Source organism: Paenibacillus sp. FSL H8-0034 (assembly GCF_038000305.1).
Lineage (GTDB): Bacteria > Bacillota > Bacilli > Paenibacillales > NBRC-103111 > Paenibacillus_S.
On sequence record NZ_JBBOBS010000001.1, the window covers coordinates 7,037,132 to 7,063,038 of the forward strand.

23 protein-coding genes are annotated in these 25,907 nt (G+C 46.6%); 6 read left to right on the plus strand and 17 right to left on the minus strand.

The window, feature by feature from the left end:
* Positions 1–44 precede the first annotated feature (44 nt).
* Positions 45–2,270 carry a ribonucleoside-diphosphate reductase subunit alpha gene (locus tag NST47_RS31430; RefSeq protein WP_341158649.1) on the plus strand — a complete coding sequence of 742 codons (2,226 nt, stop codon included), beginning with the start codon at positions 45–47 and terminating at the stop codon, positions 2,268–2,270.
* Positions 2,271–2,702: 432 nt separating this feature from the next.
* Complete coding sequence (locus tag NST47_RS31435) at positions 2,703–3,740, plus strand: ribonucleotide-diphosphate reductase subunit beta (RefSeq protein WP_076233401.1); 1,038 nt, start codon at positions 2,703–2,705, stop codon at positions 3,738–3,740.
* Between the two features lie 163 nt (positions 3,741–3,903).
* Here NST47_RS31435 and NST47_RS31440 read toward each other — a convergent pair whose 3' ends face one another.
* The gene (locus tag NST47_RS31440; RefSeq protein ID WP_341158650.1) at positions 3,904–5,640 is read right to left on the minus strand and encodes a diguanylate cyclase; all 1,737 of its coding nucleotides are present in this window, start codon (positions 5,638–5,640) and stop codon (positions 3,904–3,906) included.
* Between the two features lie 36 nt (positions 5,641–5,676).
* Complete coding sequence (locus tag NST47_RS31445; protein WP_262684816.1) at positions 5,677–6,051, minus strand: response regulator; 375 nt, start codon at positions 6,049–6,051, stop codon at positions 5,677–5,679.
* A 216-nt stretch (positions 6,052–6,267) separates the two neighbouring features.
* Here NST47_RS31445 and NST47_RS31450 point away from each other — a divergent pair, with 216 nt between their 5' ends.
* The gene (locus NST47_RS31450) at positions 6,268–6,651 is read left to right on the plus strand and encodes a hypothetical protein (protein WP_341158651.1); all 384 of its coding nucleotides are present in this window, start codon (positions 6,268–6,270) and stop codon (positions 6,649–6,651) included.
* Positions 6,652–6,694: 43 nt separating this feature from the next.
* Here NST47_RS31450 and NST47_RS31455 read toward each other — a convergent pair whose 3' ends face one another.
* The 7 genes from NST47_RS31455 to NST47_RS31485 form a co-directional block, all read right to left on the minus strand.
* Positions 6,695–7,462 (minus strand): LamB/YcsF family protein, encoded by a 768-nt coding sequence (locus NST47_RS31455; protein ID WP_341158652.1) that lies wholly within the window; start codon positions 7,460–7,462, stop codon positions 6,695–6,697.
* Positions 7,463–7,609: 147 nt separating this feature from the next.
* A complete protein-coding gene (locus NST47_RS31460) occupies positions 7,610–7,897 on the minus strand; it encodes a CD3324 family protein (RefSeq protein WP_076233392.1) in 288 nt (95 codons plus the stop codon).
* Between the two features lie 562 nt (positions 7,898–8,459).
* Entirely contained in the window at positions 8,460–9,248 is a 789-nt protein-coding gene (locus tag NST47_RS31465; RefSeq protein ID WP_341158653.1) for an alpha/beta hydrolase, read from the minus strand.
* 121 nt (positions 9,249–9,369) lie between these two features.
* Entirely contained in the window at positions 9,370–10,488 is a 1,119-nt protein-coding gene (gene hisC, locus NST47_RS31470) for a histidinol-phosphate transaminase (RefSeq protein WP_341158654.1), read from the minus strand.
* Positions 10,489–10,556: 68 nt separating this feature from the next.
* Complete coding sequence (locus NST47_RS31475; RefSeq protein WP_341158655.1) at positions 10,557–11,786, minus strand: MFS transporter; 1,230 nt, start codon at positions 11,784–11,786, stop codon at positions 10,557–10,559.
* 179 nt (positions 11,787–11,965) lie between these two features.
* Positions 11,966–12,790, minus strand: a complete 825-nt coding sequence (locus NST47_RS31480; RefSeq protein ID WP_341158656.1) for an eCIS core domain-containing protein — start codon at positions 12,788–12,790, stop codon at positions 11,966–11,968.
* Between the two features lie 88 nt (positions 12,791–12,878).
* On the minus strand, positions 12,879–14,468 hold the full coding sequence (locus NST47_RS31485; protein WP_341158657.1) for a bifunctional metallophosphatase/5'-nucleotidase: 1,590 nt from the start codon (positions 14,466–14,468) through the stop codon (positions 12,879–12,881).
* A gap of 279 nt (positions 14,469–14,747) precedes the next feature.
* Here NST47_RS31485 and NST47_RS31490 point away from each other — a divergent pair, with 279 nt between their 5' ends.
* Positions 14,748–15,740, plus strand: coding sequence for a phosphate/phosphite/phosphonate ABC transporter substrate-binding protein (locus tag NST47_RS31490; protein ID WP_341158658.1), 993 nt, complete (start codon positions 14,748–14,750; stop codon positions 15,738–15,740).
* A gap of 92 nt (positions 15,741–15,832) precedes the next feature.
* On the opposite strand, the gene phnE (NST47_RS31495) is transcribed toward NST47_RS31490, so the two are convergent.
* Genes phnE (NST47_RS31495) through phnC form a run of 3 tightly spaced genes read right to left on the minus strand, consistent with a single transcriptional unit; the run spans position 15,833 to position 18,197 of the window.
* Positions 15,833–16,630 carry a phosphonate ABC transporter, permease protein PhnE gene (phnE, locus tag NST47_RS31495; RefSeq protein WP_341158659.1) on the minus strand — a complete coding sequence of 266 codons (798 nt, stop codon included), beginning with the start codon at positions 16,628–16,630 and terminating at the stop codon, positions 15,833–15,835.
* Positions 16,627–17,427 carry a phosphonate ABC transporter, permease protein PhnE gene (phnE, locus tag NST47_RS31500; RefSeq protein ID WP_341158660.1) on the minus strand — a complete coding sequence of 267 codons (801 nt, stop codon included), beginning with the start codon at positions 17,425–17,427 and terminating at the stop codon, positions 16,627–16,629. Before phnE (NST47_RS31500) ends, phnE (NST47_RS31495) begins: the two co-directional genes overlap by 4 nt.
* A complete protein-coding gene (gene phnC / locus NST47_RS31505) occupies positions 17,427–18,197 on the minus strand; it encodes a phosphonate ABC transporter ATP-binding protein (RefSeq protein WP_341158661.1) in 771 nt (256 codons plus the stop codon). Before phnC ends, phnE (NST47_RS31500) begins: the two co-directional genes overlap by 1 nt.
* A gap of 296 nt (positions 18,198–18,493) precedes the next feature.
* Here phnC and NST47_RS31510 point away from each other — a divergent pair, with 296 nt between their 5' ends.
* Positions 18,494–19,444 carry an aldo/keto reductase gene (locus tag NST47_RS31510; RefSeq protein WP_341158662.1) on the plus strand — a complete coding sequence of 317 codons (951 nt, stop codon included), beginning with the start codon at positions 18,494–18,496 and terminating at the stop codon, positions 19,442–19,444.
* A gap of 49 nt (positions 19,445–19,493) precedes the next feature.
* Positions 19,494–20,423 carry an aldo/keto reductase gene (locus NST47_RS31515; protein ID WP_341158663.1) on the plus strand — a complete coding sequence of 310 codons (930 nt, stop codon included), beginning with the start codon at positions 19,494–19,496 and terminating at the stop codon, positions 20,421–20,423.
* A 142-nt stretch (positions 20,424–20,565) separates the two neighbouring features.
* On the opposite strand, the gene NST47_RS31520 is transcribed toward NST47_RS31515, so the two are convergent.
* The 5 genes from NST47_RS31520 to NST47_RS31540 all read right to left on the minus strand — a co-directional run bounded on the left by NST47_RS31520 (position 20,566) and on the right by NST47_RS31540 (position 25,905).
* Positions 20,566–21,540 carry an SDR family NAD(P)-dependent oxidoreductase gene (locus tag NST47_RS31520; protein WP_341158664.1) on the minus strand — a complete coding sequence of 325 codons (975 nt, stop codon included), beginning with the start codon at positions 21,538–21,540 and terminating at the stop codon, positions 20,566–20,568.
* Positions 21,541–21,651: 111 nt separating this feature from the next.
* Entirely contained in the window at positions 21,652–22,173 is a 522-nt protein-coding gene (locus tag NST47_RS31525) for a TetR/AcrR family transcriptional regulator (protein WP_341158665.1), read from the minus strand.
* A gap of 213 nt (positions 22,174–22,386) precedes the next feature.
* Positions 22,387–22,821 carry a chemotaxis protein CheW gene (locus NST47_RS31530; RefSeq protein WP_445667421.1) on the minus strand — a complete coding sequence of 145 codons (435 nt, stop codon included), beginning with the start codon at positions 22,819–22,821 and terminating at the stop codon, positions 22,387–22,389.
* Between the two features lie 8 nt (positions 22,822–22,829).
* Entirely contained in the window at positions 22,830–24,392 is a 1,563-nt protein-coding gene (locus NST47_RS31535) for a methyl-accepting chemotaxis protein (RefSeq protein WP_341158667.1), read from the minus strand.
* A 562-nt stretch (positions 24,393–24,954) separates the two neighbouring features.
* A complete protein-coding gene (locus NST47_RS31540) occupies positions 24,955–25,905 on the minus strand; it encodes a tyrosine-type recombinase/integrase (RefSeq protein WP_341158668.1) in 951 nt (316 codons plus the stop codon).
* Positions 25,906–25,907: the final 2 nt, after the last annotated feature.

Sequence of the window (25,907 nt, forward strand, 5' to 3'; positions counted from 1 at the left end):
CTGATTTCATCTTATTTTTGTTCAATGAAGGAGTAGATAGCACGATGATTATTGTCAAAAGAGATGGCACCAAAGAAGAACTGGTATTTTCCAAAATGAAAAAGGTTATCGATTTCGCCAGTGAAACGTACCCGGATTGCGATCCGCTAGAGCTGGAAACGGCTTTGCTGCCTCTGTTTCGCAATGGGATCACCACCCAAGAAATTCAACGACTGCTGATTCAAGTTGCTGTGGAAAAAACAAGCGTGGAGCAGCCGACCTGGCAGTATGTTGCCGCCAAGCTGCTTGCTTATGATTTATATAAAGAAGCTCGTCTTAACCGTAAGTATGGACATTTCGGCTATGGCGATTTGTACTCGCTGATTACATATTTAACCGACATGGGCTTATATGGAAAATACATCCTCGAGCATTATTCCCGTGAAGAAATTCAGGAGCTTGGAACTTATATCAAGCCAGAACGCGACTATTTGTTAAATTATATCGGACTCAAAACATTAGCAGACCGTTACCTGATCCGCGGCCTTGACAAGGAAGTACTGGAGCTGCCGCAGGAGCTGTTCATGGGTGTTGCGATGCATCTGGCCATGAAGGAAACGGACAAGCTCAAATGGGCAAAGCAGTTCTACGATGTGCTGAGCAAGCTGGAAATGACAGTTGCAACACCAACACTCGCAAATGCACGTAAACCGCTGCACCAGCTGTCCAGCTGCTTTATTGACACGGTGCCGGACAATTTGTGGGGAATTTACAACGTGGATCAAAGCTTCGCACAGGTGTCCAAGCATGGCGGCGGCATGGGTATCTATGTTGGTAAAGTGCGCAGCAAGGGCTCGAATATCCGCGGATACAAGGGCGTCGCTGGCGGCGTTATTCCCTGGATCAAAAACTACAATAATACCGCTATTGCGGTTGACCAGTTAGGCGTACGCTCCGGTGCTGTCGCTGTTTACCTTGACGTATGGCACAAGGACGTACTCGACTTCCTGAACCTGAAGACCAACAACGGCGACGATCGGATGAAAGCCCATGATATTTTCCCTGGCATTTGTATTCCTGATCTGTTCATGAAAACCGTTCAGGAACGTGGCAGTTGGTACTTGCTCGATCCTCACGAGGTTCGCAAGGTCAAGGGTTACTCCATTGAAGACAGCTGGGGTGAAGAATGGGAGCGTCGGTACCAGGAATGCGTCAACGATGATAAGATCTCCAAGGACGAAATTCCGGCGATCGATATCATGAAGCGTATTTTGACCAGCGCATTCGAGACTGGCACACCGTTCCTGTTCTTCCGTGATACCGTTAACCGTGCCAACCCGAACAAGCATGCCGGCATGATCTACTGCTCCAATCTGTGCACCGAAATTTGCCAGAACATGAGCCCGACCGAATTGCTGCAAACCCAGCATGAGGATGGCATCATTACGAATCAAGTCAAAAGCGGCGACTTCGTCGTATGCAACCTGTCATCTCTTAACTTGGGCCGCGCCTACACGAAGGAAGATATCGAGCGTGTCGTGACTACCCAAATGCGGATGATGGACAATGTTATCGACTTGAATTACTACCCGATCCCGCAAGCAGAAATTACGAACAAAAAATACCGTGCTGTCGGACTCGGCTCGAGCGGCTATCACCAAATGCTCGCTCAGCTCAAAATCCAGTGGGAATCCGATGATCACGTCGCCAAAGCCGATGAGGTTTATGAATGGATGAACTATTACGCTGTCAAAGCCTCCATGGAAATCGCCAAGGAAAAAGGCGCCTTCAAAGCATTCGAAGGCAGTGAATGGCAAACTGGCGCTTACTTCGATTCCCGCGGCTACAACAGTCCCGAATGGCTGGAGCTGAAGGAGCAGGTTGCTCAATATGGCGTACGTAACGGCTGGATGTTTGCTATCGCACCAACAGCGTCTACATCTTTGATCGCCGGTTCCACTGCTGGTATCGACCCGATCTTCAATAAATTTTTCGTTGAAGAGAAAAAGAACGCCGTTATTCCGCAAACGGCACCTAACCTGAACCCTGAAACCATGTGGTATTACAAAGAGGCCCACTTGATCGATCAGCTGTGGAGCATCAAAGCCGCTGGCGTTCGTCAGCGCCATATTGATCAGGCGCAGTCGTTCAATCTCTACATCACTCCTGAGCTATCCGCGAAGGAATTCCTGGAGCTGTATATCGCCGCCTGGGAAAACGGCCTAAAAACCGTTTACTACGTCCGCAACAAAAGCCTGGAAGTCGAAGATTGCGTAAGCTGCTCCGCTTAAAAATAATAGTAATCAGCAGCAATTGGGATATCTTATAGGTATGTCTTGCTCTGGCCCTTGCTCTTGCTCTTGATCTTGCTATTGATCTTGATCTTGCAGCAGCGAAGCGAACTGCTCAGCCCTTGACCTTAAGCCTTAAGCTTGTCATCTCGTATCTCTTGACCTGCACCAACCGTAGAGCGTGTATCCCCGAAGGGGTACGAAAAGCGAGGATAGCACCAACCTTACCGCTCCAACCATCACAGCACTACAGTTAAGCGTGTGACCCGCAGATGGGACTTGGACTCTGGCGCAAGACAGAGCCCAAGTCCCACCTGCGGGTCACGAACGCGAGTATAACACACAATAGAAACTCTCCCGTCAGAGGGGGTCCAGGGGGCAGCGCCCCTTGGGGTCCCCCTCCCAGGGGGATTTAGGGGGTAGGCATCCACTTTGGATCTCAAAAAAAAGAAACTATTCAACGAACACGGCGACCGTGATTGGGGCAAGCGCCGAATGATTGGCGGCAATACCACGAACCTGATTGAGCTCAACAATGTCAAATACGATTGGGCTACGAAGATGTACCGCAACATGATGAATAACTTTTGGATTCCCGAGGAAATTCCATTGGCCCAGGACGCCAAGGACTATAAATTTCTTTCACCGCATGAGCGTCAAGGCTATGATAAGATCATCAGCTTCCTGATTTTCCTGGACTCCCTGCAAACCTCCAATTTGCCTAACATTAATGAGTACATCACCGCTCCCGAGGTTAATTTGTGCCTGACCGTTCAGACCTTCCAGGAGGCTGTACATAGCCAAAGCTACTCCTACATCTTGGACAGCGTTTGCTCGGCAGAGGTTCGCGATGATATTTACAACCAGTGGCGGGAAGACAAGCATTTATTGCGCCGTAATCGTTTTATCACCGACCTGTATGAGAAGTTTATCGACGATTCTTCAACAGTGAACTTGCTGCGCGCAATCATGGCTAACTATATTTTGGAGGGCATCTACTTTTACAGCGGCTTTAGCTTCTTCTATTCGCTGGGTCGTCAAGGTAAAATGCTCGGTACCGTATCCGAAATCAAATATATTCAACGTGATGAGTTAACCCATTTGGCTTTGTTCCAGAACATTTTCCGGGAAATCCGCAAGGAAAATCCAGAAATCTTCACGAACGAATTGATTGAGGATTTGCGTCAAATGATGAAAACCGCCGTTGAGCACGAGATCGAATGGGGACAATATATTACTAATGATATGATGAATGGTCTGAGCAATGAGATTATTGATCAATATATCAAATATTTGTCCAATGAGCGCCTGAAGATGCTCGGTCTGGAAATCCTTTATCCTGAGGTTGTTGAGCATCCGATGAAATGGGTCGAAAACTTCAGCAATATGAACAGCATGAAAACCGACTTCTTCGAGCAAAAGGTAACCAATTACAGCAAATCCTCCAGCCTGAACTGGGATGATTTGTAAGAGAAATACAAAATTTCTTCTAAATAGAACAGAAAAAGACCCGCGCGGCCAACGATGGCTGTCACGGGTCTTCTTGTTATCTTTTCTTCGATCTCATACCATATCATTTAACTCTATTTACGTTCTTTCTACTGCACAAGTCTTTGGGATCGAACTTCACACTCTACCCAAGCTCCAGCAGCTGCTTGACCTTGACCTCCAGCTCTACCATGGAAAAGGGCTTGTGCATATACGTATCAACGCCCAGCTCAAGTCCTCTGGTCAAATCCTCCTCGCGGCTGCGTCCTGACAGCATCAGTATCCGTACTTCTTCCGGCTTGCTGGACTCTTCCTTCATTCGTTCCAGCATTTCGAAGCCGTCCAGCCTTGGCATCAATCCATCCAGTATACACAAATCGACCTGCTGACTTTTTAATATCAAATAAGCTTCCTCCCCGTCAACGGCCTCAGCAAAGCTAACAGGAAGATGCTGCAGCTTGGACACAAGAATAGAACGGAGAATTCGATCGTCATCGGCAATTAATATCGTCTTTTGACGCTCCTTGACCGTAACCGTTCCCGTGGTTTCAGCAGCAGACATGACTTTGGAATAGAGCAGTGCTCCGTTGCGCCCATTTTGCTTGGCTGTATACATCGCATCATCGGAGTTTTTGATCCACTCCTCCACTGTCATCCCATTCGACCATTCGCAAATGCCCGCAGAAAAGGTAATGTGGAAGGCTTGCCCTTCATTCTGGGCTACAGGCCCGCACCGGGCATGCTCCAATATGGATTCCACTACCTTTAACGTTTGTGGCCCCGACATTCCCGGGAAAATAATGACAAACTCTTCTCCCCCAAACCTTGCCAGCACATCGGTCGCTCTTAAGTGATTTTGCAATAAATGCGCCAACCCTTGCAGAACGAGATCGCCAATATGGTGTCCATACGTATCATTGATCGATTTGAAGCGATCGATATCGATAAATACGAGAGACATCGGTGACGGATAACGTTCGATGCGTTGAAGCTCAACCTTAACCTGATGGTCAAAATAACGTCGGTTATATACGCCCGTCAATGGATCACGAAAAGCCATCTGTTCAAAATCCTTGGTCCGTTTCAGCAGGCTGTACACACGGGCACTTAATTCCTCATATTGAAATGGCTTCGTTATAAAATCATCCGCACCCAAATAAAAGCAGCGAACTTTGTCATGAATATGATCACGCCCGGAAAGAACAACCAACGAAATCCATTTGAGCGTTGGATCTTCTTTTACAAACTCGAACAGCTCATAGCCCGATTGTGGGTGCATCATCAAATCCAGCAATATCAGATCATAGGTGAATTCCCTCAGTAACTTTTGGGCTTCTGCCACATCCCTGGCCTCATCAACCTCATAGCCTTCGAGCTTAAAGCGACGGACCAAATAGGAGCGCAGCACATCGTCATCATCAATGACAAGCAATCTGCTTCCCAAAGCCATCATCGGCGCGCGCTTACTCATCTGCTCCTGCTGCTCATCCAGGTCAAGCTCCTGCTCATAAATATCGAGCTCCATCGACAGCTGCTGTATCAAGTCTGTACTTCCCGCAAGCGATGCTTGAAACTCATTCTTAATCAAATTATCCTGAGTGACTGAAAGCTCCAAATCCTGGGCCCACTCCCAACGACGAACGAGTTTTTCGGCAATAGCTCCAATGCGTATAAAACCAAACATCGGTGCACTTCCCTTAAGCGTGTGGACAAGCCGATACAACTTCAGAGCAATATCCAGGTTCATATCCGCTTCCTGTATCTCACTCAGTTCACTGAGTTGAGCCAGCTGCTTGCGTAGTTCTCCTATATATTTTTTCCGGCCTTCCTTCATCAGCTTTTCTTCTCTGCGAATACGTTCCTCAGGTGTCGTTTGCCGCAAAACCTTTCACATCCAGTCACTAATAATATTCTTGAACTAGCTTTCAATTAATTGCTGAACCGTGTCTGCCAGCTGCAGCGGACTGAAGGGCTTAACGATATAAGTGCTCACCCCGGCAGTACGTGCCCGATCGCGATCCTTCTCCAGTGCCTTGGCTGTTAGTAGAATCACCGGTGACTGCTGATTCGGGTTGTCATGATTGCGAAGCCACTCACAAACCTCTACACCCGTCAGTTCCGGCATCATATAATCGAGAATGATCAGATCGTATTTGTTGCTTTTTATGTAGTCCAGGGCTTCCTTACCGTCCTCTGCCTCTGTAATATGGTAACCTTCGTCGGCGAGAGTTTCGGTTAATAAAAAGCGCAGTGCCATTTCATCATCAGCCAATAAAATGTTATAATTGGACATTAACTTGATTCTCCCTATTTAAGTTTAAACTGAACTGACATTAAGCTGTATTATAGCATTGTTTTACATTTATATGTAAAAAATTTGAGTAATGAAATTATAGGTAATAAGGCTTATTTTTAAGTCATAAGAACTATGTTATTGTATGAAATATGACCTTTATTATTAAAATTATTATTCAGTTAGATCGTTAGAACTACTACAGGAGTTGAGCATATGGATAATATTGACTACGTTGTAAAAAAAGTATCTACCTGTATCACATTTGGCCAACCAGTCTCCTCAGGATCGGTTATGAGCCAACGCTTATCGGACCCCCGTATACCGATTTCAGCCTATTATATGTCTATGAAAATGATAAATGAAGCCGAGCATTATTACCATGAGGTTTGGCTAAAAAAGGAAGGTCTCTTCGCGATTACGGAAGCCTGGTATAAAGATTCCAGTGTATCACGCAAGCTTCTCCATGACAACCTTACCTTTGAGCAGCTCAAGGGGCATTTTGGTGAAGAAGAAGCAAATTCTGTCGTGCTGCGAATGACCGAGATTATAAAGAAATCTGAAAGGGATGACTGGCGTCCTCAATCCAGAAGAAGTTAAGCATTCATCCCGCTTCTTTCTTTCCATGCAAGAGCCGTTGCACTCACCCGCGCATTCCAGCAGCGGCCTGGAGTGTAACTCCCTCCTGCACCAAACGACTTGAAATCAGCTCTGCAAACATCAGGGCATTGGGTGTGTCTCCATGGATACACAGGGTATCCGCCCTCAAGGATATACGTCCCTTGTCAGTAGCCACCCTACCTTCCTTAATCAGCCCGATAGCTTGGCTAATCGCTTGCTCTGGTTCTTCTATTACTGCATTCGGTTCAGATCGAGGACTCAGCGTACCATCAGCACGATATGTACGATCGACAAAAGCCTCCTCAGCGACACGCAGCCCCATCTTCCGGCCTGCCTGGATCAGTTCACTGCCCGCAAGACCGAATAAGATCAATCTCGAATCGATACGATAAACCGCTTCGGCTATCGCCAAGGATAACTCGGCGTCTACCGCAGCCATATTGTACAAAGCACCATGCGGCTTCACATGCTGTAGAACAGCACCCTCCGCGAGTACAAATCCCATTAAGGCTCCAACCTGGTAAACCACCATCTCATAGGCTTCATCTACAGTGATCTGCAGCTTCCGTCTGCCAAAGCCTGCAAGATCGGGCAGTCCTGGATGAGCGCCAATCGCAACTCCATGCTTGAGACAGAGACGAACCGTCCGACGCATGATAGCAGGATCACCCGCATGATAGCCGCAGGCAATATTAGCCGAAGTGATATACTTCATTAGCAGCTCATCACGATCAACCAAGTAAGAACCAAAGCTTTCCCCCATATCACAGTTCAAATCCACACTTGGCATTTAGGCTCTTCCTTTCTTATACACAGAATGCTTGTACATGGCTGTAAAATGAAAAAAAGCCCTCCGGCTTTTTTCATAGTCATCTTTTCAATTGCTTATATGGAGACCGACTGTGAGGCAGCCGCATCAGCTGAGCCTAAAGTCCAGCTAGTGCTGACGGGCAGTGGCACAGCGCGTTTTGACGATAATTTTACGAATGCTATCTTCAGATAAGTGATAAGTCTGAATGAGCTCCAGAACCGTTGAACCGTTCTCATACAGTCTGTATATCTCATGATTACGACGCTGAATCGTTTGGCGGGTACCGTTATTCTCGCCCCAACCAGCGCGTGTCTGTTCTTTTTTGGGAATGTAGATAATCTCGCCCTGAATGTAATCCTGCAGTTGCTTAAGCAGGCTAGGGGGAAGAAAATCTCTTCCGTTCTTGTAACCCATAGATGAAATCCTCCTTCCGTGCTTTCATTGCAAGCGCCGCCGAGAAAGAGATAAGCATTTTCATCTTCACACCTCCTAAAATTAGAAAAAAAAAACACGATCGCCGTATCGTGCCTGAGAGTCCAACTATGTCATGTTCCATGTCAACGACGTCAGGTAACGGTGGTGGAAAAAATGCTTATTCAGTTCAGCCCTACCTCTTTAATTGCTGTGCCCTCAAACATTGAATGCCACTCCCTTCGTCTTAGTTTTCATGAAACTCTTATTCACATCTAACAACTGCCTATACAAACAAAATTATACATTATGTACGGTTGAAATGTCCACTCCCGTATCAATTGGAAACATATAAAGGGAGGCTATGAAGCCTCCCCGCCATTATGGCATCTCTGCTTACGCAGAGATCACCTCAGGTTGTAGAATCATTGTTCATGATCACTCCTTTCCTTGGTACGTTAGCGGGCCCGCTACAATATCTATTAACTCATATCAGCACGCTTCGCTCAAGTTAAAGAACAATTATAATTATTTGTTCCGGATTGATCATAAGGATACTTTGCTGTTAGAACCCCTGCTTGGCCAGCCAAATCGCGCAGGCATCCGTCCAGGCACGTACACCTACCTGTTCTTCAGCCAACCCTAATCCATGACGACCACTCTCATACACATGCAGCTCGAAAGGTACTTTGTGGCGGCTGAGCGCTGAAGCAAACATCAGACTGTTTTCTACTGGAACAGCAGCATCATCAGCGGTGTGCCATAAGAAGGTCGGAGGTGTCTGATCGGTTACCTGATTTTCACTCGACAATAGCTCCACAAGCTGCGGATCAGCAGGCTCACCCAACAGATTATTGCGCGAGCCTGTATGCGGGTAAGCGATGAAGCTGATTACCGGATAACACAATACGAGCAGATCAGGGCGGCAGCCTTCCCGCTCAATAGGGTCCTCGGCATCTGGCCGTCCGCTGTCATAATGCGTACCGCTGGCAGAAGCCAGATGGCCACCAGCAGAAAAACCGAGAATACCGACACGAGCGGAATCAATATTCCACTCCTTCGCCTTGCTGCGAACGATTCGAATCGCGCGCTGAGCATCGGATAACGGGTTCGGATGCTGGTAAGGAGCTACGCGATAATGTACAACAAATGCGGAAATACCCAGTGAATTGAGCCACAGCGCAATCGGTTCTCCCTCATGATCGGCTCTACGTGCATAACCCCCGCCAGGACATATGACGACCGCAGCCGTGGGTGCTCCTCCCTCCACGAGATAAGGCACCAGCGTTGGTAAATCCTCAGCCTCATTTCCTAATGCATTCGGTGTACCTTGTGGCCAAAGCAAAAGACTCATTGATATATCCTCCTTGTAGTGCGTGTTCAATAGTCCACTTTCCATCAACGAGATGGTTTCAAAGGGGACTGTTCGAACAACCTTTTGCTTTGATCATACTATAATACTGATAACGTTTATACTACTTTTTACTTATTTCCAGCATCGACGCTTGCAGCGCCGTAATCAAAAACTCATTATCCTCTTTGGTCCCAACTGTGATTCTCACATGCTGTGGAAGACCCCATATCCCGCCATGGCGCACAACCACACCTTTGGTTAAAAGCAGCTCATAATATCGTTTACTCTCCGGACCAAGCTCAACCAGTACAAAATTGCTCATACTTTTAATATAGGGCAGTCCGAGTGCTGCAAAAGCCGCATACAGCTGCTCCCGGCCGTCACTATTGAGCTGCTGCGATGCCTGCACATGCAAATCATCTGTGATAGCCGCAGCCGCTGCTGATTGTGCCAACGCATTGACGTTAAAAGGCTCCTTGACCTTGAGAATGTGACCAATAATAGCCTCTGGAGCAGCACCATAGCCGATACGCAGACCAGCCAGACCGTATATTTTGGAAAAGGTTTGCAGGACCACAACCGGATAGCCCTCTCGCACATAATCCAAGCCGTCTGTATAGTCATCTGCTGTTGCAAAATGGCTATAAGCTGCATCAATTACGACTAACACTCTTGGAGGCAGGGCGGCAAGCAGCTTTTCCATATCCCGCTTTGGTAAATAGGTGCCTGTCGGATTGTTGGGTGTACATATATAGAGGATCTTCGTTCGCTCCGTTACTGCGGACAGCATCTGCTCGATGTTATATCCATAGTCCTGATTGAGCGGAACAGCGATCACTCCGGCATTCATCAAACGTGCGCCAAATTCGTATTCGGTAAATGACGGACTCGGTACGATGATTTCATCCTCCGGCTCCAGAAAAGCTTCTGAAATGAGCGAAATCAATTCATCCCCACCATTGGTGACTATGATTTGCCCCGATTGTAAATTTAATTTTGCAGCAATGGCAGCATTCACATCTTTGGCATCGGCGTCCGGGTAACGATGTATTTCAGCCATGAATTGCTGAACAGCCTGTATACCTTTGGGTGAAGCTCCCAGTGGATTTTCATTGGAAGCAAGCTTCACCACCTTCGTTAGTCCCAGCTCCCGCTGAACCTCCCATATCGGTTTACCCGGTGTATAGGGCTTGATGCTTTGCAGCGCTTGACGCGGTTTAACCTGTGTTTTGATTGACATCCTATCAGCTCCTTACGCTTTATCACTACACTCTGATAATACATTAATGCGTTACTATAGTAAAGTATTTATTTTTCCGTTAATGATCGCAGTCGTCTGAGCGACGGGAATAAATACATCCATAAGCCGGCAACGGCTATAGTCCCAATGCCTCCGATGAATGCAGCTGGAACAGCTCCCATAAACCCGGCCAGCATACCTGACTCGAACTCGCCAAGCTGATTGGACGTCCCAACAAAAAGCGAGTTCACAGCGTTCACTCGGCCCCGCATTTCATCTGGTGTTTGCAGCTGCACGAGAGATGACCTAATCACGACACTGACTACATCCGAGGCTCCAATGAAGAGCAAAGCAACCAACGATATCAACAAGTTCGTGGAAAGGGCAAAGAGCATGGTCGCCAATCCAAACACAAACAGCGCTCCGAACAATGTAGAGCCAAAGGCTTTTTTAAGTGGAAAATAGGCCAACACAATCGACATCACTAACGCACCAACCGCCGGTGCGGTCCGCATAACTCCCAATGCCCAAGGACCAGCATGCAAAATATCCTGCGCAAATATCGGCATAAGCGCTGTAGCTCCGCCAAGCAGGACAGCAAAAAGATCAAGTGATATCGTTCCCAATATGATTGGACGGCGATAAATAAACACCATGCCCGAGAAGATAGAGCTCATGGAGAGAGGCTCCAATTTTCGTATACTTTGCTCCATGCGGATCAGGAAAGTAAGTATTCCGGCAGCTGATAGCGCTATCGCGGCTGTGATGTAAACAAAAGCAGGTCCCACAGAAAAAAGCAATCCGCCAAGGGAAGGGCCTAAGATTTGAGCCGTTTGACCGGCTGAGGTACTCCATGCGATGGCTTGCTGCAAGATAGCTTTGGGCACCAGCTGCGGTAACAGTGCCGAGGACGAGGGTCCTTCAAATGCCCGACACGCTCCGATAATCGCCGCGGCCACCAAAATCTGATCACGGCCAAGCCAGCCTGCCAGATTCCCGAGCAGCAGCAGAACCGCTATCGCGGCTTCGATGATCTGACACAAGAAGACAATCTTACGCCGGTCAAAGCGGTCTGCCACGTGCCCGACAACTAAGGTTAGCAGCACCATGGGTACAAACTGGGCCAGACCCACAAAACCAAGGCTGAAAGCGTCATGAGTTAAATCATACATCTGCCATCCGATCGCGACGGAGAGCATTTGGAACGAGGTTGAAGATAAAGTTCGCGATATCCAAAATTTCGTGAAAGATGAATGCCTATGTATAGAATCCGATGATTGAAGCAAAGTGAGGGTCACTTCCTTTTTACAAAATTATAAGATCACTGAATCAGAGCCGGGCTAGTCCGCTAGTTATAGATGACAAAAAACCTCTAAAACCAAAGGGTATTAGAGGCCTTGATACAGTTGAACTGGTTCAATTGAGCAGCAGCCGTCAACAGGCTGGTCGGAATTTAAACCAGTTTAACAAGATCGCTTTACAGCTTACGTCCAAAGCTTTCATATGAAACCGTGATATGGGCATCGGTAATCGTTTTGGGAACAACATTGTTTTTCTTCAACAGCTTTTTGACCTGAGTATCATAGTTTACCTGGCCTCTGGGATGAGACTTGGTCGTAGCTACATGCTCCTCGCCATCATATTGAAACTCCTGCACGACGCCGCCTGCGTCTGTATAAGATCCGGTAATATTTTTTACATAGATTTCGGTCTGCTGGAGCTGTATAACACCGCCTTCAGTTTTCATCTGGATCGCTTGCTGGCCCATACGGTCTGCCTCCGATTCCAGAGCGGCATCATCATTAATGGAGACTCCGCTCTTCGCCTGCATCGTCGGATTTACCCGCCCTTGCTTTTGCTGTACAACATGCCACGCTTCATGCGGTAGATGCTTTTCCTGGCCCGGACCCAGATGAATATCAGCGCCTTGTGCATAGGCTAATGCATTCAGCTCCTGCGGCTTCGAGGAATTATAATGAACCTTGACATCGTCCATAGCCATTCCTGATAGGCTTTCCACACCCTGCTTAAGCTGATCCGGCATACCATTCTTTTCCTTCTCGGATTCCTTTTCCGGAGGATCCACCACGCGTTGAATGGCAGCTCTCGATCGCATTAGCTGGGCAACTGCCTTGTTGCCTATCGTTTGTTGCAGCTGCATAACGTCTGCAGGCGATGCTGGCTCATGCATATGGCTCATGGAACTGTTGGGCTGCCGCCGCTCCTCCAGCTGCTGCTGTGGTTGTGTAAGTGCAGAAGCTCTTCCCGAATTCCGGCTTGCTTTTCTCATAAATGTCGGCATATTTAACCTCCCATTAAAGCATCCAATAACCGTACTTATTCGATTCACGCCCACAAATTTCCTGCTCTTCCGAACCCTATCCACCAGCTTATTCCCAAATAACTTCCCAATTGCTATTTAATGCGGCTTCAATTGTCCCTTTTTCCATAATGTAGGATGCCAGCAGCTCTGCCATGTCCGTCGGAATGTCCTTTACAATGGGCTTGCCATGGAACATCGTATAGTTCCCGCCACCACCAGCCCTGTAATTGTTCATCACTACCTCATATTGACCATCCATGTCCAAAGGCTGTCCCTGATAACCCAAGCTTTGCACACGCTCGCCTTCCGGCCGCGATATGTTGAGCTTATATGTGATTCCTTCCCACATATCATAATTGTAATGCTGCGGCTTAGGCTCGCTAAAGGCTGTACTGACCTGCACCGGACCGCCCGTATATTGGGCAAAATAGGCCGCAGAATGCTCCAGTGCATCCTTAATATCTTGTCCGCTCACTCTCAGCACCTGCAAAGTATTCGGATATATATAATTGGAAACAATATCCCTCATCGTAATATTTGGCGGGAATCCGGGTGAAATATTGTCGAACAAAGCCGTATTGGAAATCGAGGCTCCTGACAGCTCCATCTGTACCGTGTTGATGAACTCGATGAGCGGATGCTCTTTTAAACGAAGCGCCATGGGGTCAGTGACCCGCATATCACCCAGCAGCTTGCCGATAGGCTGATCCAGCCACTTTTGCGTTAAGGCTTCATTGGGTTGCAACAGCTCGACAATTTCTGCTTGCGGTGGAACGCCCGAAGGAGAGAGCAGCTCTGAGGTGGATTCCAGTATATGCCAACCGTTCTCAGTATGCTCCATGTGAAGCTGTACCTTCCCGAGAAACGCCCCCTGGCTGCCTGGCTGCATAATCGTAACTCCGCCCAGACGTTTTCCTGCGATCGAACGGTGCTGATGTCCGGTGAGCAGCACATCAATTCCCTTTACCTCCTGGCACAGCCTGTATCCTTGATTTTCTCCCGTTAACGACTCTGTCGGTTCTCCCGTATCCAGATCACGCTCAAATCCGCCATGATAGGACACGACAACGACGTCCGCCTTTTGCTCATTTCGTAAATAAGCTACCCACTTCTGTGCAGCCTCGACAGCATCTTCGAACCGCAGGCCTGCAATATGCTCGGCTTTTTCCCAGTTCGGGATGTAAGGGGTCGTCAAGCCAAGTACAGCTACTGTTGGACCATTGTCGAATTTCTTAAGTATATAAGGCTGTCCGAAATAAGGCTCCCCACTGTCGTTATCAACAATATTCGCACTTAACCATGGGAAAGCCGATTCCTTAACTGCTTTATGTAATAGGGGAAGACCATAGTTGAACTCATGATTGCCCAAGACAGCAGCATCGTAATGAAGTTTGTTTAAGCAGCTGATCATCGGGTTAGGAGCAGCGGCATCCAGACGGGCATGGTGATAAGCGAGAGGGGTGCCTTGAATCAAATCTCCGTTATCGATCATAAGGACTGCGTCCTGCAAGGCCCTTTCTCTTTCAATTAATGTGGCAATTCGGGCAAAACCAATCTCAGCAGACTTATTATTTGCGTATTGAATGGGCAGCATAAAGCCATGAAGATCGCTTGTTTGCAGGATCGTAACCGTCTGCTTTATCGATGTATTAATCAATGGGATGGCTCCTGTCCATTATGGAATGTTGTGATACAGCTTCTTCTACCTACTATAACAAAGAATTCCAAGCTGCTTCAAGGCAATAGCCGTACTCTATATTATGGTCAATTACAAACCTACCATCATATGTAATATTTATACATTTTCACAAGAGAATAAGTGACGTGAATATAACGTATTAATCATAAATTCATAAATTATTTACTGCCCTATTGGATATATTATGCTATAGTAGAGGCAGCTTGTATTTTACAATTAACAGGAGGTCAAAAAGACATGTTTAAAAAATTTGCATCCTTAAGCCTGACGCTGGTTCTTACCGCGGGAATCGCAGCAGCTTGTGGACAGACGGCAGCACCGACACCAGCAGCACCTGCTCCTGCGACTCCAGCTCCGGCAGCAACACCTGCTCCTACTCCAGCACCGACAGCCAAAGGGTATGTACCTAAAGAATTAAACGTACAATTCGTACCTTCCCAAAGCGCTGAAACGTTGGAAGCCAAAGCAAAGCCGCTTGAAAAGCTGCTTGGCGATAAGCTTGGTATTCCAGTAAAAGTAACGATCTCCACTAACTATAACACGATCATCGAAGCTATGGCTTCCAAAAAAGTAGATATCGGCTTCTTGCCTCCAACAGGCTACGTGTTGGCTCATGACGATAAAAAAGCGGCTGATTTATTGCTACAAGCCCAACGTTATGGCGTTAATGACGAAACCGGACAAGAAGACAAGTCCAAGCTTGTCGATTCCTACAAATCCATGATCATCGTTAAAAAAGATTCCCCCATCAAAACCATTGAAGACCTGAAGGGCAAAAGAATCGCTTGGCAGGACGTAACTTCTTCCGCAGGTTATATTTATCCAGGTCTTGAATTGAAGAAGAAAAACGTCGACCCTGATAAAGATGTTAAAGGTATCGTCGTAAAAGGGCACGATAAAGGTGTTCTGGCTGTGTTGAATGATGAAGTTGACGCAGCGGCTGTGTTCCAGGATGCTCGTTTGAATGTTGTTAAGGATGTTCCGGACGTATTCGAAAAGACGCGTGTTCTGTTCTTCACCACTCCGATCCCTAATGATACAATCGCTGTTCGCACGGACATGAGCGATGAATGGCGCAAGAAAATTTCCGATGCTTTCATTGCTATCGGTCAAGATCCAGTAGGTCAACAAATCATCTATGAAGTATATTCCCACCGTGGCTATACAACATCTGATGACAGTAAATTCAATGTTGTTCGTGACGCCAACAAGCAAATGGGCGGTAAATAAGCAGCTTAGGATAGCTTACCTTACGAATGTGCAAAAGAAAGACCGTATCTTGGAGTACCAGCTCCCAGATACGGTCTTTTTGTTGCTCTTATTTAGACGATACGTTTGCGAATATATCCGGAAATGAGATCAATAATTGTAACCATCACGATAATACCAATTAGAATAATACCGACACGAGGCCAACTGCGTGCTTCCAGGGCAAATATAAGCGGTGTTCCGATACCGCCTGCACCAACAACACCTAAAATGGTGGCTGAACGGATGTTAAGCTCAAACCGGTATAACGCAAACGAGAGAAAGTCAGGTATGACTTGCGGAATCACCGCAAACCACAACGTTTGAAGCTTGTTTGCACCGCATGCCGTTAGAGCTTCGGTTGGACCAAGGTCCAAATTCTCGATCGCTTCGGCATACAGTTTACCTAACATTCCGATAGAATGGATACCCAGTGCCAATGCTCCTGCGTAAGAGCCCGGACCGACCGCTTTAATGAAAACAATCGCCAGCACGATCTCCGGAAATGTCCGGATCAGGCTCAGCATAAACTTGCCGCTATTGGTTGACCATCTAGCCTTCCCCTTGGCACGAGCCGCCCAAAAGGCAAATGGAATACACAGCACCGCCGAAATGACCGTTCCAAGAACAGCGATAGCTGCGGTTTCAAGCAAGCCGCGCAGCAGGTCCTCTCCTTCAGGTAAATAAATAAACTTCAAGTCCGGATGCAGCAAGCCTCTCAGAATCGCCATGGATACCTGCGCTGCCGTTGCTTTAATGCCGTTAAACTCAATTCCCGAAAAGCCCCATATGACGATTATAATAGTTACCAACCATACGGACCACTGACGTATGCGACGACCCATGCTCTGTTTCATTGTCTCTGATTTCATAGCAGCTTCTCCCGTAACTTCGTGCTCACATAATCGATGATCAGCACAACAACCAGCGTTAGTATTATAATCGTGGAGGCTTGATCATACCTCAGACGATCCAGCGCTCGCTGCAGAAGTAGCCCGATCCCACCGGCTCCTACAAAGCCCAATATGGACGCAGCACGTACATTTACTTCAAACGTGTATAAAACAAATCCAGCAAATTGGGCTGTTACCTGCGGAAGAACACCGAATCGGATCCACTGCAGCTTGTTCGCACCCACCGCAGTCATCGATTCCAACGGACCTGTATCAATGGATTCGATAGACTCATAAGTAAGCTTGGATACAATCCCGAATGAAAGAAAAGCAAGAGCGATCATTCCAGCGAGCGGCCCATAGCCGACAATCGCTGCAAATACGCCGGCAAACATAAGCTCAGGAATGGTACGCGCCAAATTTAATAGAAACCTTGCTGTTACACTCAGAACGGGTATGGGGGTGACATTGCGAGCAGCAAGAAAAGAAATCGGAATAGCGACAAGAGCACCTACAACCGTGCCAACAATCGCCATTCGGATTGTTTCCATCATCGGCTCCCAAATTTTAATCATGTAGCTCCAATCAGGAGGGTACATTTCCACGAATAACTTGCCCATCTCTGGAATACCTTCAATAAGCTCAGGCAGCGAAGCATCGGTCTTAAAAGCACTCCAAGCCAGGAGCACAAGGACCATCACAATAGTGAGATTTTGCTTTAACGATGAGGGCTTCTGCAGCTTTTGTACGGCCTCCTTACGTTCAGATGGCGACATCAGGCGTCTCCCCCCAGCAGCTCATCCTTCTTAATTTCGCGACCATATATTTCGGAGAATCGCTCGTCCGTTGCTTCGGCTACCGGACCATCAAAAACGACAGAACCCGCACGCAAGCCAATAATACGAGTCGCATATTCTCTGGCAAGATCAATAAAGTGAAGGTTGACAATCGTTGTGATCCCCAAATCCTGATTGATACGTTTCAAATCATCCATAACTTGACGAGTGGTTAACGGATCTAGCGAAGCTACAGGCTCATCAGCCAAAATAATTTTGGCCTCCTGCGCTAACGCGCGGGCAATTGAGACACGCTGCTGCTGGCCACCGGACAGCTCATCGGCACGTGCGTAAGCTTTTTCCCGAATATTCACCCGTTCCAATGCCTTTAGTGACAGTTCAACATCCGCTTGCGGGAACAACCCCAGCATCGTCCGCAGCGTAGAATGGTAGCCTACACGACCGGATAACACGTTCCGTAATACGGAGACACGCTTCACCAAATTAAAGCTTTGAAAGATCATTCCAATCCCTCGTCGCATGCGCCGAAGCTGTGCACCACGTGCTGCAGTAATCGAATTTCCATCGATCAATATCTGACCATCGGTTATTTCATGAAGGCGATTCACGGAACGCAGGAGCGTTGACTTGCCCGCCCCCGACAAGCCTACTATAACAACGAATTCTCCCGGCTGAATGGTTAAATTAATGTTATTCAAGCCGACGGTGCCATTGTTATACACTTTGGAAACATTTTGAAATTGGATCATGGGCTCTCCGTTTCTCCTCTCAAGATCAAACAAGCTAATTCGTAATGATTCGACATCAAATACACTTTTCCTCTTCTCTTAGCATGATCTACATAAAAGCTTTATACAACCCATAATTTTATCAGATTATGCCCATTTCCGATATGACAATTTGCACCAATTCCATGTAACCCCTGTTAACCAGAAATGACCTCAGATAACCTAAAGGTAACTAGCTGATGTCAAGCACAGTTCTTCCTAAATCAAATTGCTTTCTTTATAATGAATATAAGCCTAATCGAAGGAGAGATTTAACTATGAAATATCGCAAGCTTGGAAAGAATGGTCCGGAAATATCGGTTATCGGCTTTGGTTCCTGGGCAATCGGAGGAGCAGGCTGGGCTAGCGGGTGGGGCGATCAGGATGATCAGCTCTCTCACGACAGCGTTCGCGCGGCACTCGATGCAGGTGTTACCTTTTATGATACAGCAGCTGTGTATGGTCTCGGATATTCCGAAGAAATTATCGGTAAGGCACTTAAAGGTGATCGGGATAAGGTCATACTCGCAACAAAGTGCGGTCTGGTATGGGATGAGCAAAAGAATGTTTCCAAAAATGGCACCTATGATTCTGTCATTCGTGAAGCAGAAGCCTCTCTCCAAAGACTCGGTACCGACTATATCGACCTATATCAAATGCATTGGCCGGATACGGATACAAAAGCGCCTGCCGAGGAAACGATGCGGGCGATGGACAAGCTGATTCAAGACGGCAAAGTTCGTTATGCCGGAGTTAGCAACTACGATGTGCCATTATTGGAGCAATCGCTGGCTGTCCGGCATGTGGACTCATTGCAGCCTCCATATTCGATCCTGAGACCCAAGGCTGAGCAGGAGCTGCTACCTTTTTGTCAGGAAAAAGGGATTGGCGTTGTTGGGTACAGCTCGTTGACCTCCGGACTTCTGTCAGGCAACTACACGTATGACACCAAATTCGAAGCGAACGACTGGCGTTCGCGCAATGCTGCACATACGGGCGAGAATTTGAGAAAAAACGTGGACCGAGCAGAAAAATTGAAGCTGGTGGCTTCCCGGTATGATCTTACCCTTCCACAACTAGCCATCGCTTATGTACTGGCTCATCCGGCACTTACGAGCGCTATTGTAGGAGTACGCAAGCCAAGTCATATTTTAAGTGTTCTGCCGGCAGTTGATGTGGCTTTGGACGAAGCAACCTTGGCAGAAATACGCGCCATAGCGGCCGAGTAAATGCTTGACGAAGTGAATTTTCCACGAAAACTCTAAGGAGGAATTTCTGATGAAATACAGACAATTAGGAAATACCGATATTCAGGTTTCCGAAGTGACTTTTGGGTGCTGGGAGCTCGGTGGAGGACAATGGGATAAGCAAAGCGATGAAGTCAATATTAGTGCGATTCAAAAAGCTTTTGAGCTGGGTATTCATACGTTTGATACGGCCGAAGGCTACGGACAGGGACATTCCGAGGAAATCGTCGGACTGGCTCTTGAAGGCAAACGAAAAGACTGCATTATCGCCACCAAGGTATCACCAAGTCATCTGAAGCCTGCAGATGTGCGCTCTTCAGCAGAGACCAGCCTTAAGCGCTTACGCGTTGATTATGTGGATATCTATTACATCCACTGGCCTAATAAGGATATCCCACTGGCAGATACGTTATCCGAATTGAACAAGCTTAAGGATGAGGGTCTGATTCGCGCTATCGGTGCATCCAATTTCTCCATTGAGCTGCTCAAAGAAGCAAGCAACTACGCACGTATCGATGTCATTCAGCCCGAATATAGTCTGCTTCACCGCGGGATTGAGCCCGAGATTATCCCTTACTGTCAGGAAAACCATATTGGTATCATGAGCTACAGCTCCATTGCCAAAGGCATCCTGACCGGTGCTTTTCATAATGGCAAGGCCACAGTCAAGGAAAGCGATTTCCGTAACAATAGAAGATTGTTCCTGCCGGAGCATTTGGAACAGGAACAGCCATTGATCGATCTGTTGAAGCAAATCGCTGAGACAAAGCAAGTGACCCTATCGGAAATTGCCATCAGTTGGCTGCTGCACCAGCCCGCATTAACTTCCGCTATCGTCGGTACACAAAATGAAAAGCATTTGGCCGAAAACACACGTGCTATCGATGTGACTCTGACGCCCGATGAGCTGAAGCAGTTGGATCAAGTCAGTTCACAGGTGCTTTCAGGAATTGATGGATAGCTAAGCTACAAAACGATTTCTTGAAACCCCGACACCTTTTATGGATGTCGGGGTTTTATTTATACCAAGCCAACCTGAGATTCCTATTCAACTCCTGCCGTACATTCCCACTTTATTTTATTGATTAATCAATAACTAAAATTCAAATATTTATTGCTTTTTTCGGCTGTTGTAAGGAATGAATGGTCGCAGCAATGCCTTCCTCGAATGTAGTCGCCGGAATCGGACCGATCAGCCGCTCATATTTCTCCCCGCTCAGAAGCAGAGGTTCCTCGGTTAAATACAGCATCTCCACGACCTCCTTCATGACGGGAACAAACACGCCGAGCAAGGACAGCCCTATTCTTCCCAACGTTATGACAGGCTTGTTGGTTGTTGTGCTCACCTTCTGGGCTATTCGAACTATTTCCTGACCAGAGATGATATCGGTTCCCGGAATATGCCAATTTTGGCCATAAGCAAAATCTTTACCGGCAAGCTCGACAATCATGATCGCCGCGTCCGGCAAATATACGAATTCACGGGGAATGTGCTTGTTGCCGATATAAAACGCCATTTTGCCTGCCGCTATGGCTTCGAGTGTAGATCCGAGATAAGAAGCTTCATTGGCCGTTGGCCCGTAATAATCGGGAAGCCGTACAATCATCACCTGCGCATGATTCCATCTATCGCTGAACAGCATCTGCTCAAACGCCAGCCGAATCTTGCCTTTCTTCGTGTGTGGCTGCTTCGGATGTTCCTCGGTCACTTTATCCATCTGCCGTTTTCCGTATGGATAAATGCCATCTACAGCGACGACTTTAAGACTAAGCCGATTGGCAGCTTCCATGATCGCTTCACCAAGCGGAATCAATTTGCTGTGCATCTCGTTGTACGGTACATTTGCGCAGTGAAATAAAACATCTACTTCTTTTGACGCGGCGGCAATGTCATCGGACTGGAAAGCATCGCCAACGGCCAGCGATAAATGAGCCGGATTGCCAAGACGTGCCGCCAATTGCTCCAACTTGGCCCGGGATCGTCCAAAAGCAATTGTATCAATGCCTCGCTTGACCAGCTCTGCCGTCACAACCGCACCTGTTCCTCCTGTTGCACCTACCACGATTGCTTTTTTCATTTTCATCAGCCTCTTTTCCTTTTTGTTATTGATCAATTACTAACTTGATAACAATATACCAATTAGTTATTGATCAGTCAATAACTAATTTAAAGGAGCTGTATGACCAACTCACTCCTCCATCAATTCGGGCAAACCGACTGCCATTGAAATATTGCACAGCATTCCTCTTGCGAGAAAAATAAGCGTTCGCTCTTCCGGGTTATGAATTCCTGCACTGCGAAAAGCTTCCAGCACAATATGACGGACTTCCCGAAATCCACAACGCATTGACTCCCGAATCGCTTCCTCTTGAATTGTCAGCGCCTGCATTTGGAGAAGCGTCTCATTCTGATAAGATTTCATTATATCCTCATACGCTCCGCTCAGATTGGTTTCCAGTCGTTCTGGGGATGCAGAATCCACCACAAGTCGGAAGGAATCGATAATCCTCGTCCACGATACCTCCAGCGCAGCTAGCAGCAAAGCTTCCTTGGTCGCAAAAAAGCGAAATATATAAGGCTGAGATATATTCGCCCGCTGTGCAACCTGCGCTGTAGTCGCCCGATAATACCCGATATCGGCAAATACTTCGATTGCAGCTGATATAATTTCCGTCTTGCGATTAACAGTGGTCGTATCATTTTTGACCATTGCATTTCCACCCTTCAAATTGTTAGTGATTAATCAATAGCTATTTGAGTATAACTGAAATGAAATTATGACGCAAATTATGACGTATTGGAAAAGATCGTTGCCACTAGCCCTCTCAGCTAACACGAATCACCTCTCCACACGAAAGGAATAGCAGTGCGGAAAGGTGCATCGGGAGACATCGACAAGCTCACATGGACTGGCGATATCGGATTACTCCTGTAAAATATTTATAAGATTTAAAATGAACACCAGACCAGCTCCCGCGTGACCAATTCCTGAAAAATAAGCCGTTTGTTGATCACCGGAATGATCAGGTGGCTCCTGAATGGCGGAAAAGGATGTTACCTGATTGACTCTGTCTACGATAATTCCGACCATTTCACCCATAAAATTAACAACGACAATTCGGGTCAGCTTGGTGTTATCCTCCTCCTGGAGGCCAAAGCGAGCTCTCAGGCTGATAATAGAAATGATCTTGCCTCTCAAGTTAATAACACCTTTAATATACGATCTCGTATTAGGAATGCAAGTGATGGTCTGCATCTTAATAATCTCGTGAATATCATCAATTTTTAATGCATATTTTTCATTGCCAATCCCAACCTCGATATACTGATCCTGGTGGGTTGTTTTCAATACACTCACCTTCTTACCTACTTGATTTTAAACTTTTCAACTGCAATATTCAGTTCCTCTGCCAGCATAGCCAATGATTGTGCTGCCGAGGCGGTTTCCTCACTGCTGGCTGCCGCCTCCTCAGTAGCCGCAGAAATACTTTCTATAGAGAGCAGAACTTCAGAGGTTTGAGCAGCTTGCTGCTCGCTGGCAGCGGCAATTTCCGACACTTTATTCGCAGAATCGTTGACCATGTATACAATACTTTCGAAGGACTCTCCGGTTTTTTGTGAGGACACTACACCTTGATTAACTGCCGAGATGCTTAGCAAGGTATTTTTTTGCATGCCTTTAATAATCGCTGTTATTTGCTTGGTTGCTTCACTGCTGCGTTCCGCAAGCTTACGGACCTCGTCTGCCACAACGGCAAAACCTCTACCCTGATCCCCGGCCCTAGCCGCTTCGATCGCCGCATTCAAGGCAAGCAAATTCGTCTGATCGGCAATATCGTCAATGACCTCAATGATTTCACCGATTTTGTTCGAATCCTCCTCCAGCCGCGCCATTTGCTCGTTAGCCGAGTTCATTCCATCAATCGACGAACGCAGCACTTTGCCGCCCTCCTGGGCAAGCTCCATCGTATTGTTGGATAATTCAGCTGCCTGCTCGGCTCCATTGGCTACAGAAGTAATCGCCACGGACAGCTCTCTGAACAGTTCATTGATCGTTTGCGCGGAGCTCGCCTGATTGGCACTTCCGCTGGCAATCTCCTCGGTGCTGGCCGAGATCTGCTGCGCGGCTGCTGAAAGATTTTGTGAGGATATGAGTACGGTACTAATAATTGTAGTGATACTGGCTGACATTTTGTTAAAAGCTATTGCCATATCACCGATTTCATCTCGGTTTTTGATGGAAAGTGAGTCGCCAGTCAGATCGCCAGTCGCTATTCTTTCCGCGGACTTCGCCACTTCCATAATCGGCAGCGATATTTGACGACTAATGTAAAAAGCAACACCGATTCCGGCGATAACGGCTACAATACTTAATGTCAACAACCAGAACAGTGTGGAGTTGACCTTTTTGGAATTATCCTCATTACCTTTATCCAGCGTATCCTGCTGCAGCTGAATTAAATTATTAGCAGCTTGGGTTATTTTATCAACGACAGGACCTGCCTGTGTTTCGGAAATTTTCAAAGCCTCGTCCAGGTTGTTTTGTTTCTTTAACTGAATTGACTGACTGCCGATCTGGTTATATTGTGATTCCAGCTGATCCAGCTGAGACAAATATTGTACACCCTCGGCCGAAACCACTATTTTATTAAGTTTGACACTGTTTTTTTTGAATTGCTCTTTAGCCGTTTCCCAATTCTGAATATACTTGTCATCGCCTATTAATAAATAACTGCGAATCATGATTTGTTCATCTCTTACGGCTAAAAGCATGTCTTTGGTCAAGCTTACTTTGTATGCACGGTTATCGATCAAATCCCCATAGGATTCATCAATTGTACTCATTTGATAATAACTGATGCTGGCGATTCCAGCCAAAAGGAGCAAAATTGCAAAGAAACCACTGTAAAGCTTTTTAGAAACTGTCATTTTCATCGTACAGTCACTCTCCCCGAGTTGTTATCTATCTATGGTCTGTATATTCGTCAACGCGATATCAGGTAGACTCAACAGCTTATATACCGATTGCTTGTCGAATTGTTGATTACTTTGTATGAATAGCTCATCTTTGGCCTCTTAAGGGACAGACGGTTGCGATAAGGACGGTCGGACAGCATACAATCCAAGGAATTGAATTTCCCCACGTGTATATTGTGCTCGTAGGTGTCCATATCCTTTTCCTTTATATGTATTAATGATTTCATCTCGTAATGCTCCTGCAATCGATGCTCCTTCCTTCGTATTAGCAAAAAAAGATAGAACCCTCCCAAAAAGAAGGGAATTCCATCTACAGATATCCTAAATTTACAAATAAATCTTTTATTTGCATTTCTCCTTTCAGTTCCACATGCTAAACTAAAGTTCGTACAATTTGCGTTGTTCGTAAAATTTCGACAAAAAATGATACTGTATTTTGTTATAGTCACTAGTAGTATAGTTAATTATAACCAAAATAACAATATCATTTTTATAAAGAAGCAGGAATATATACCTAAATATGGTCTTTTAAGCTGTCCTCGACATAATCGGGGGCAGCTTTTTTGATTTGCTGTACGGTGTGCAGGTAACGTTGAGTTGTATTGATGTGTGTATGGCCGAGCGACTCCTGAACCTGTTGTAATGAAGCGCCGCGGAGAAGAGCCAGGGTGGCATTGGTGTGTCTAAGCCAATGTGGAGTTACCTTTTTGTCCACTCCCCACTGTTCACGAGCTTTTTGGATCATTTTTTCAACAGCTCTTACGGTTATCGGGAAAATCCGTTGATCCTGCTGACCTTCATTTGGCTTCAAATCTTGAATATAGGGTTCGAGCAGTCTCCACAGCATGGGTGGGACTTTGACTTCTCGTTCCTTGCCTCCCTTGCCGTAAACCGTCAGCCATATGGATGACTCCTCTGGATCGGAATGAAAGTGTCCACTTTCAATAGAAATTAGTTCAGACACGCGCAGACCGAGGAGAACAAGCGTTAATCCAATCATATAGTTACGCAATCCTTGCCGTTTTAGCTGCTGGATCAAGCAAACGACTTCGTTTTTTGTCAAATAATGATTTCTGCTGGTAACGGATACTTTGGGGGTGCGGACAGAGGTGGTCGGATTTTTTGTAAAAATGTTGATGTTTGGATCACTGCCCCATTTATAAAGAGAGCGCACAGGAGCTATATAAACGGCAACTGTTGCGGGAGCTTGGGGACTATTGTTTTTACTAAAAAAGCCTTGAATCAACCCTAGTTTATACACCTCGATTTCTCTCCAGGTTACATCTCGCAATGACTTGTTGCCAATAAAAGCCCGAAATTTGTTAATAGCAATCCGGTAATTTCTAATGGTGTATGTGGAACGATGACATGCGGCTATAAACATATTAAGGATTTGATCATCAGTGTAGGTTTCATTGTGTTCCCCGAGAGTTGGAAGTACCGGTGAAACCGTTTGTGGGCGCATAT

Coding starts and splice junctions, on each gene's coding strand:
- NST47_RS31430 (WP_341158649.1), top strand. CDS start 45: ATGATTATTGTCAAAAGAGATGGCACCAAAGAAGAACTGGTATTTTCC.
- NST47_RS31445 (WP_262684816.1), bottom strand. CDS start 6,051: ATGTCCAATTATAACATTTTATTGGCTGATGATGAAATGGCACTGCGC.
- NST47_RS31450 (WP_341158651.1), top strand. CDS start 6,268: ATGGATAATATTGACTACGTTGTAAAAAAAGTATCTACCTGTATCACA.
- NST47_RS31455 (WP_341158652.1), bottom strand. CDS start 7,462: ATGCCAAGTGTGGATTTGAACTGTGATATGGGGGAAAGCTTTGGTTCT.
- NST47_RS31460 (WP_076233392.1), bottom strand. CDS start 7,897: ATGGGTTACAAGAACGGAAGAGATTTTCTTCCCCCTAGCCTGCTTAAG.
- NST47_RS31465 (WP_341158653.1), bottom strand. CDS start 9,248: ATGAGTCTTTTGCTTTGGCCACAAGGTACACCGAATGCATTAGGAAAT.
- hisC (WP_341158654.1), bottom strand. CDS start 10,488: ATGTCAATCAAAACACAGGTTAAACCGCGTCAAGCGCTGCAAAGCATC.
- NST47_RS31480 (WP_341158656.1), bottom strand. CDS start 12,790: ATGCCGACATTTATGAGAAAAGCAAGCCGGAATTCGGGAAGAGCTTCT.
- NST47_RS31490 (WP_341158658.1), top strand. CDS start 14,748: ATGTTTAAAAAATTTGCATCCTTAAGCCTGACGCTGGTTCTTACCGCG.
- phnE (WP_341158659.1), bottom strand. CDS start 16,630: ATGAAATCAGAGACAATGAAACAGAGCATGGGTCGTCGCATACGTCAG.
- phnE (WP_341158660.1), bottom strand. CDS start 17,427: ATGTCGCCATCTGAACGTAAGGAGGCCGTACAAAAGCTGCAGAAGCCC.
- phnC (WP_341158661.1), bottom strand. CDS start 18,197: ATGATCCAATTTCAAAATGTTTCCAAAGTGTATAACAATGGCACCGTC.
- NST47_RS31510 (WP_341158662.1), top strand. CDS start 18,494: ATGAAATATCGCAAGCTTGGAAAGAATGGTCCGGAAATATCGGTTATC.
- NST47_RS31515 (WP_341158663.1), top strand. CDS start 19,494: ATGAAATACAGACAATTAGGAAATACCGATATTCAGGTTTCCGAAGTG.
- NST47_RS31520 (WP_341158664.1), bottom strand. CDS start 21,540: ATGAAAAAAGCAATCGTGGTAGGTGCAACAGGAGGAACAGGTGCGGTT.
- NST47_RS31525 (WP_341158665.1), bottom strand. CDS start 22,173: ATGGTCAAAAATGATACGACCACTGTTAATCGCAAGACGGAAATTATA.
- NST47_RS31535 (WP_341158667.1), bottom strand. CDS start 24,392: ATGACAGTTTCTAAAAAGCTTTACAGTGGTTTCTTTGCAATTTTGCTC.
- NST47_RS31540 (WP_341158668.1), bottom strand. CDS start 25,905: ATGCGCCCACAAACGGTTTCACCGGTACTTCCAACTCTCGGGGAACAC.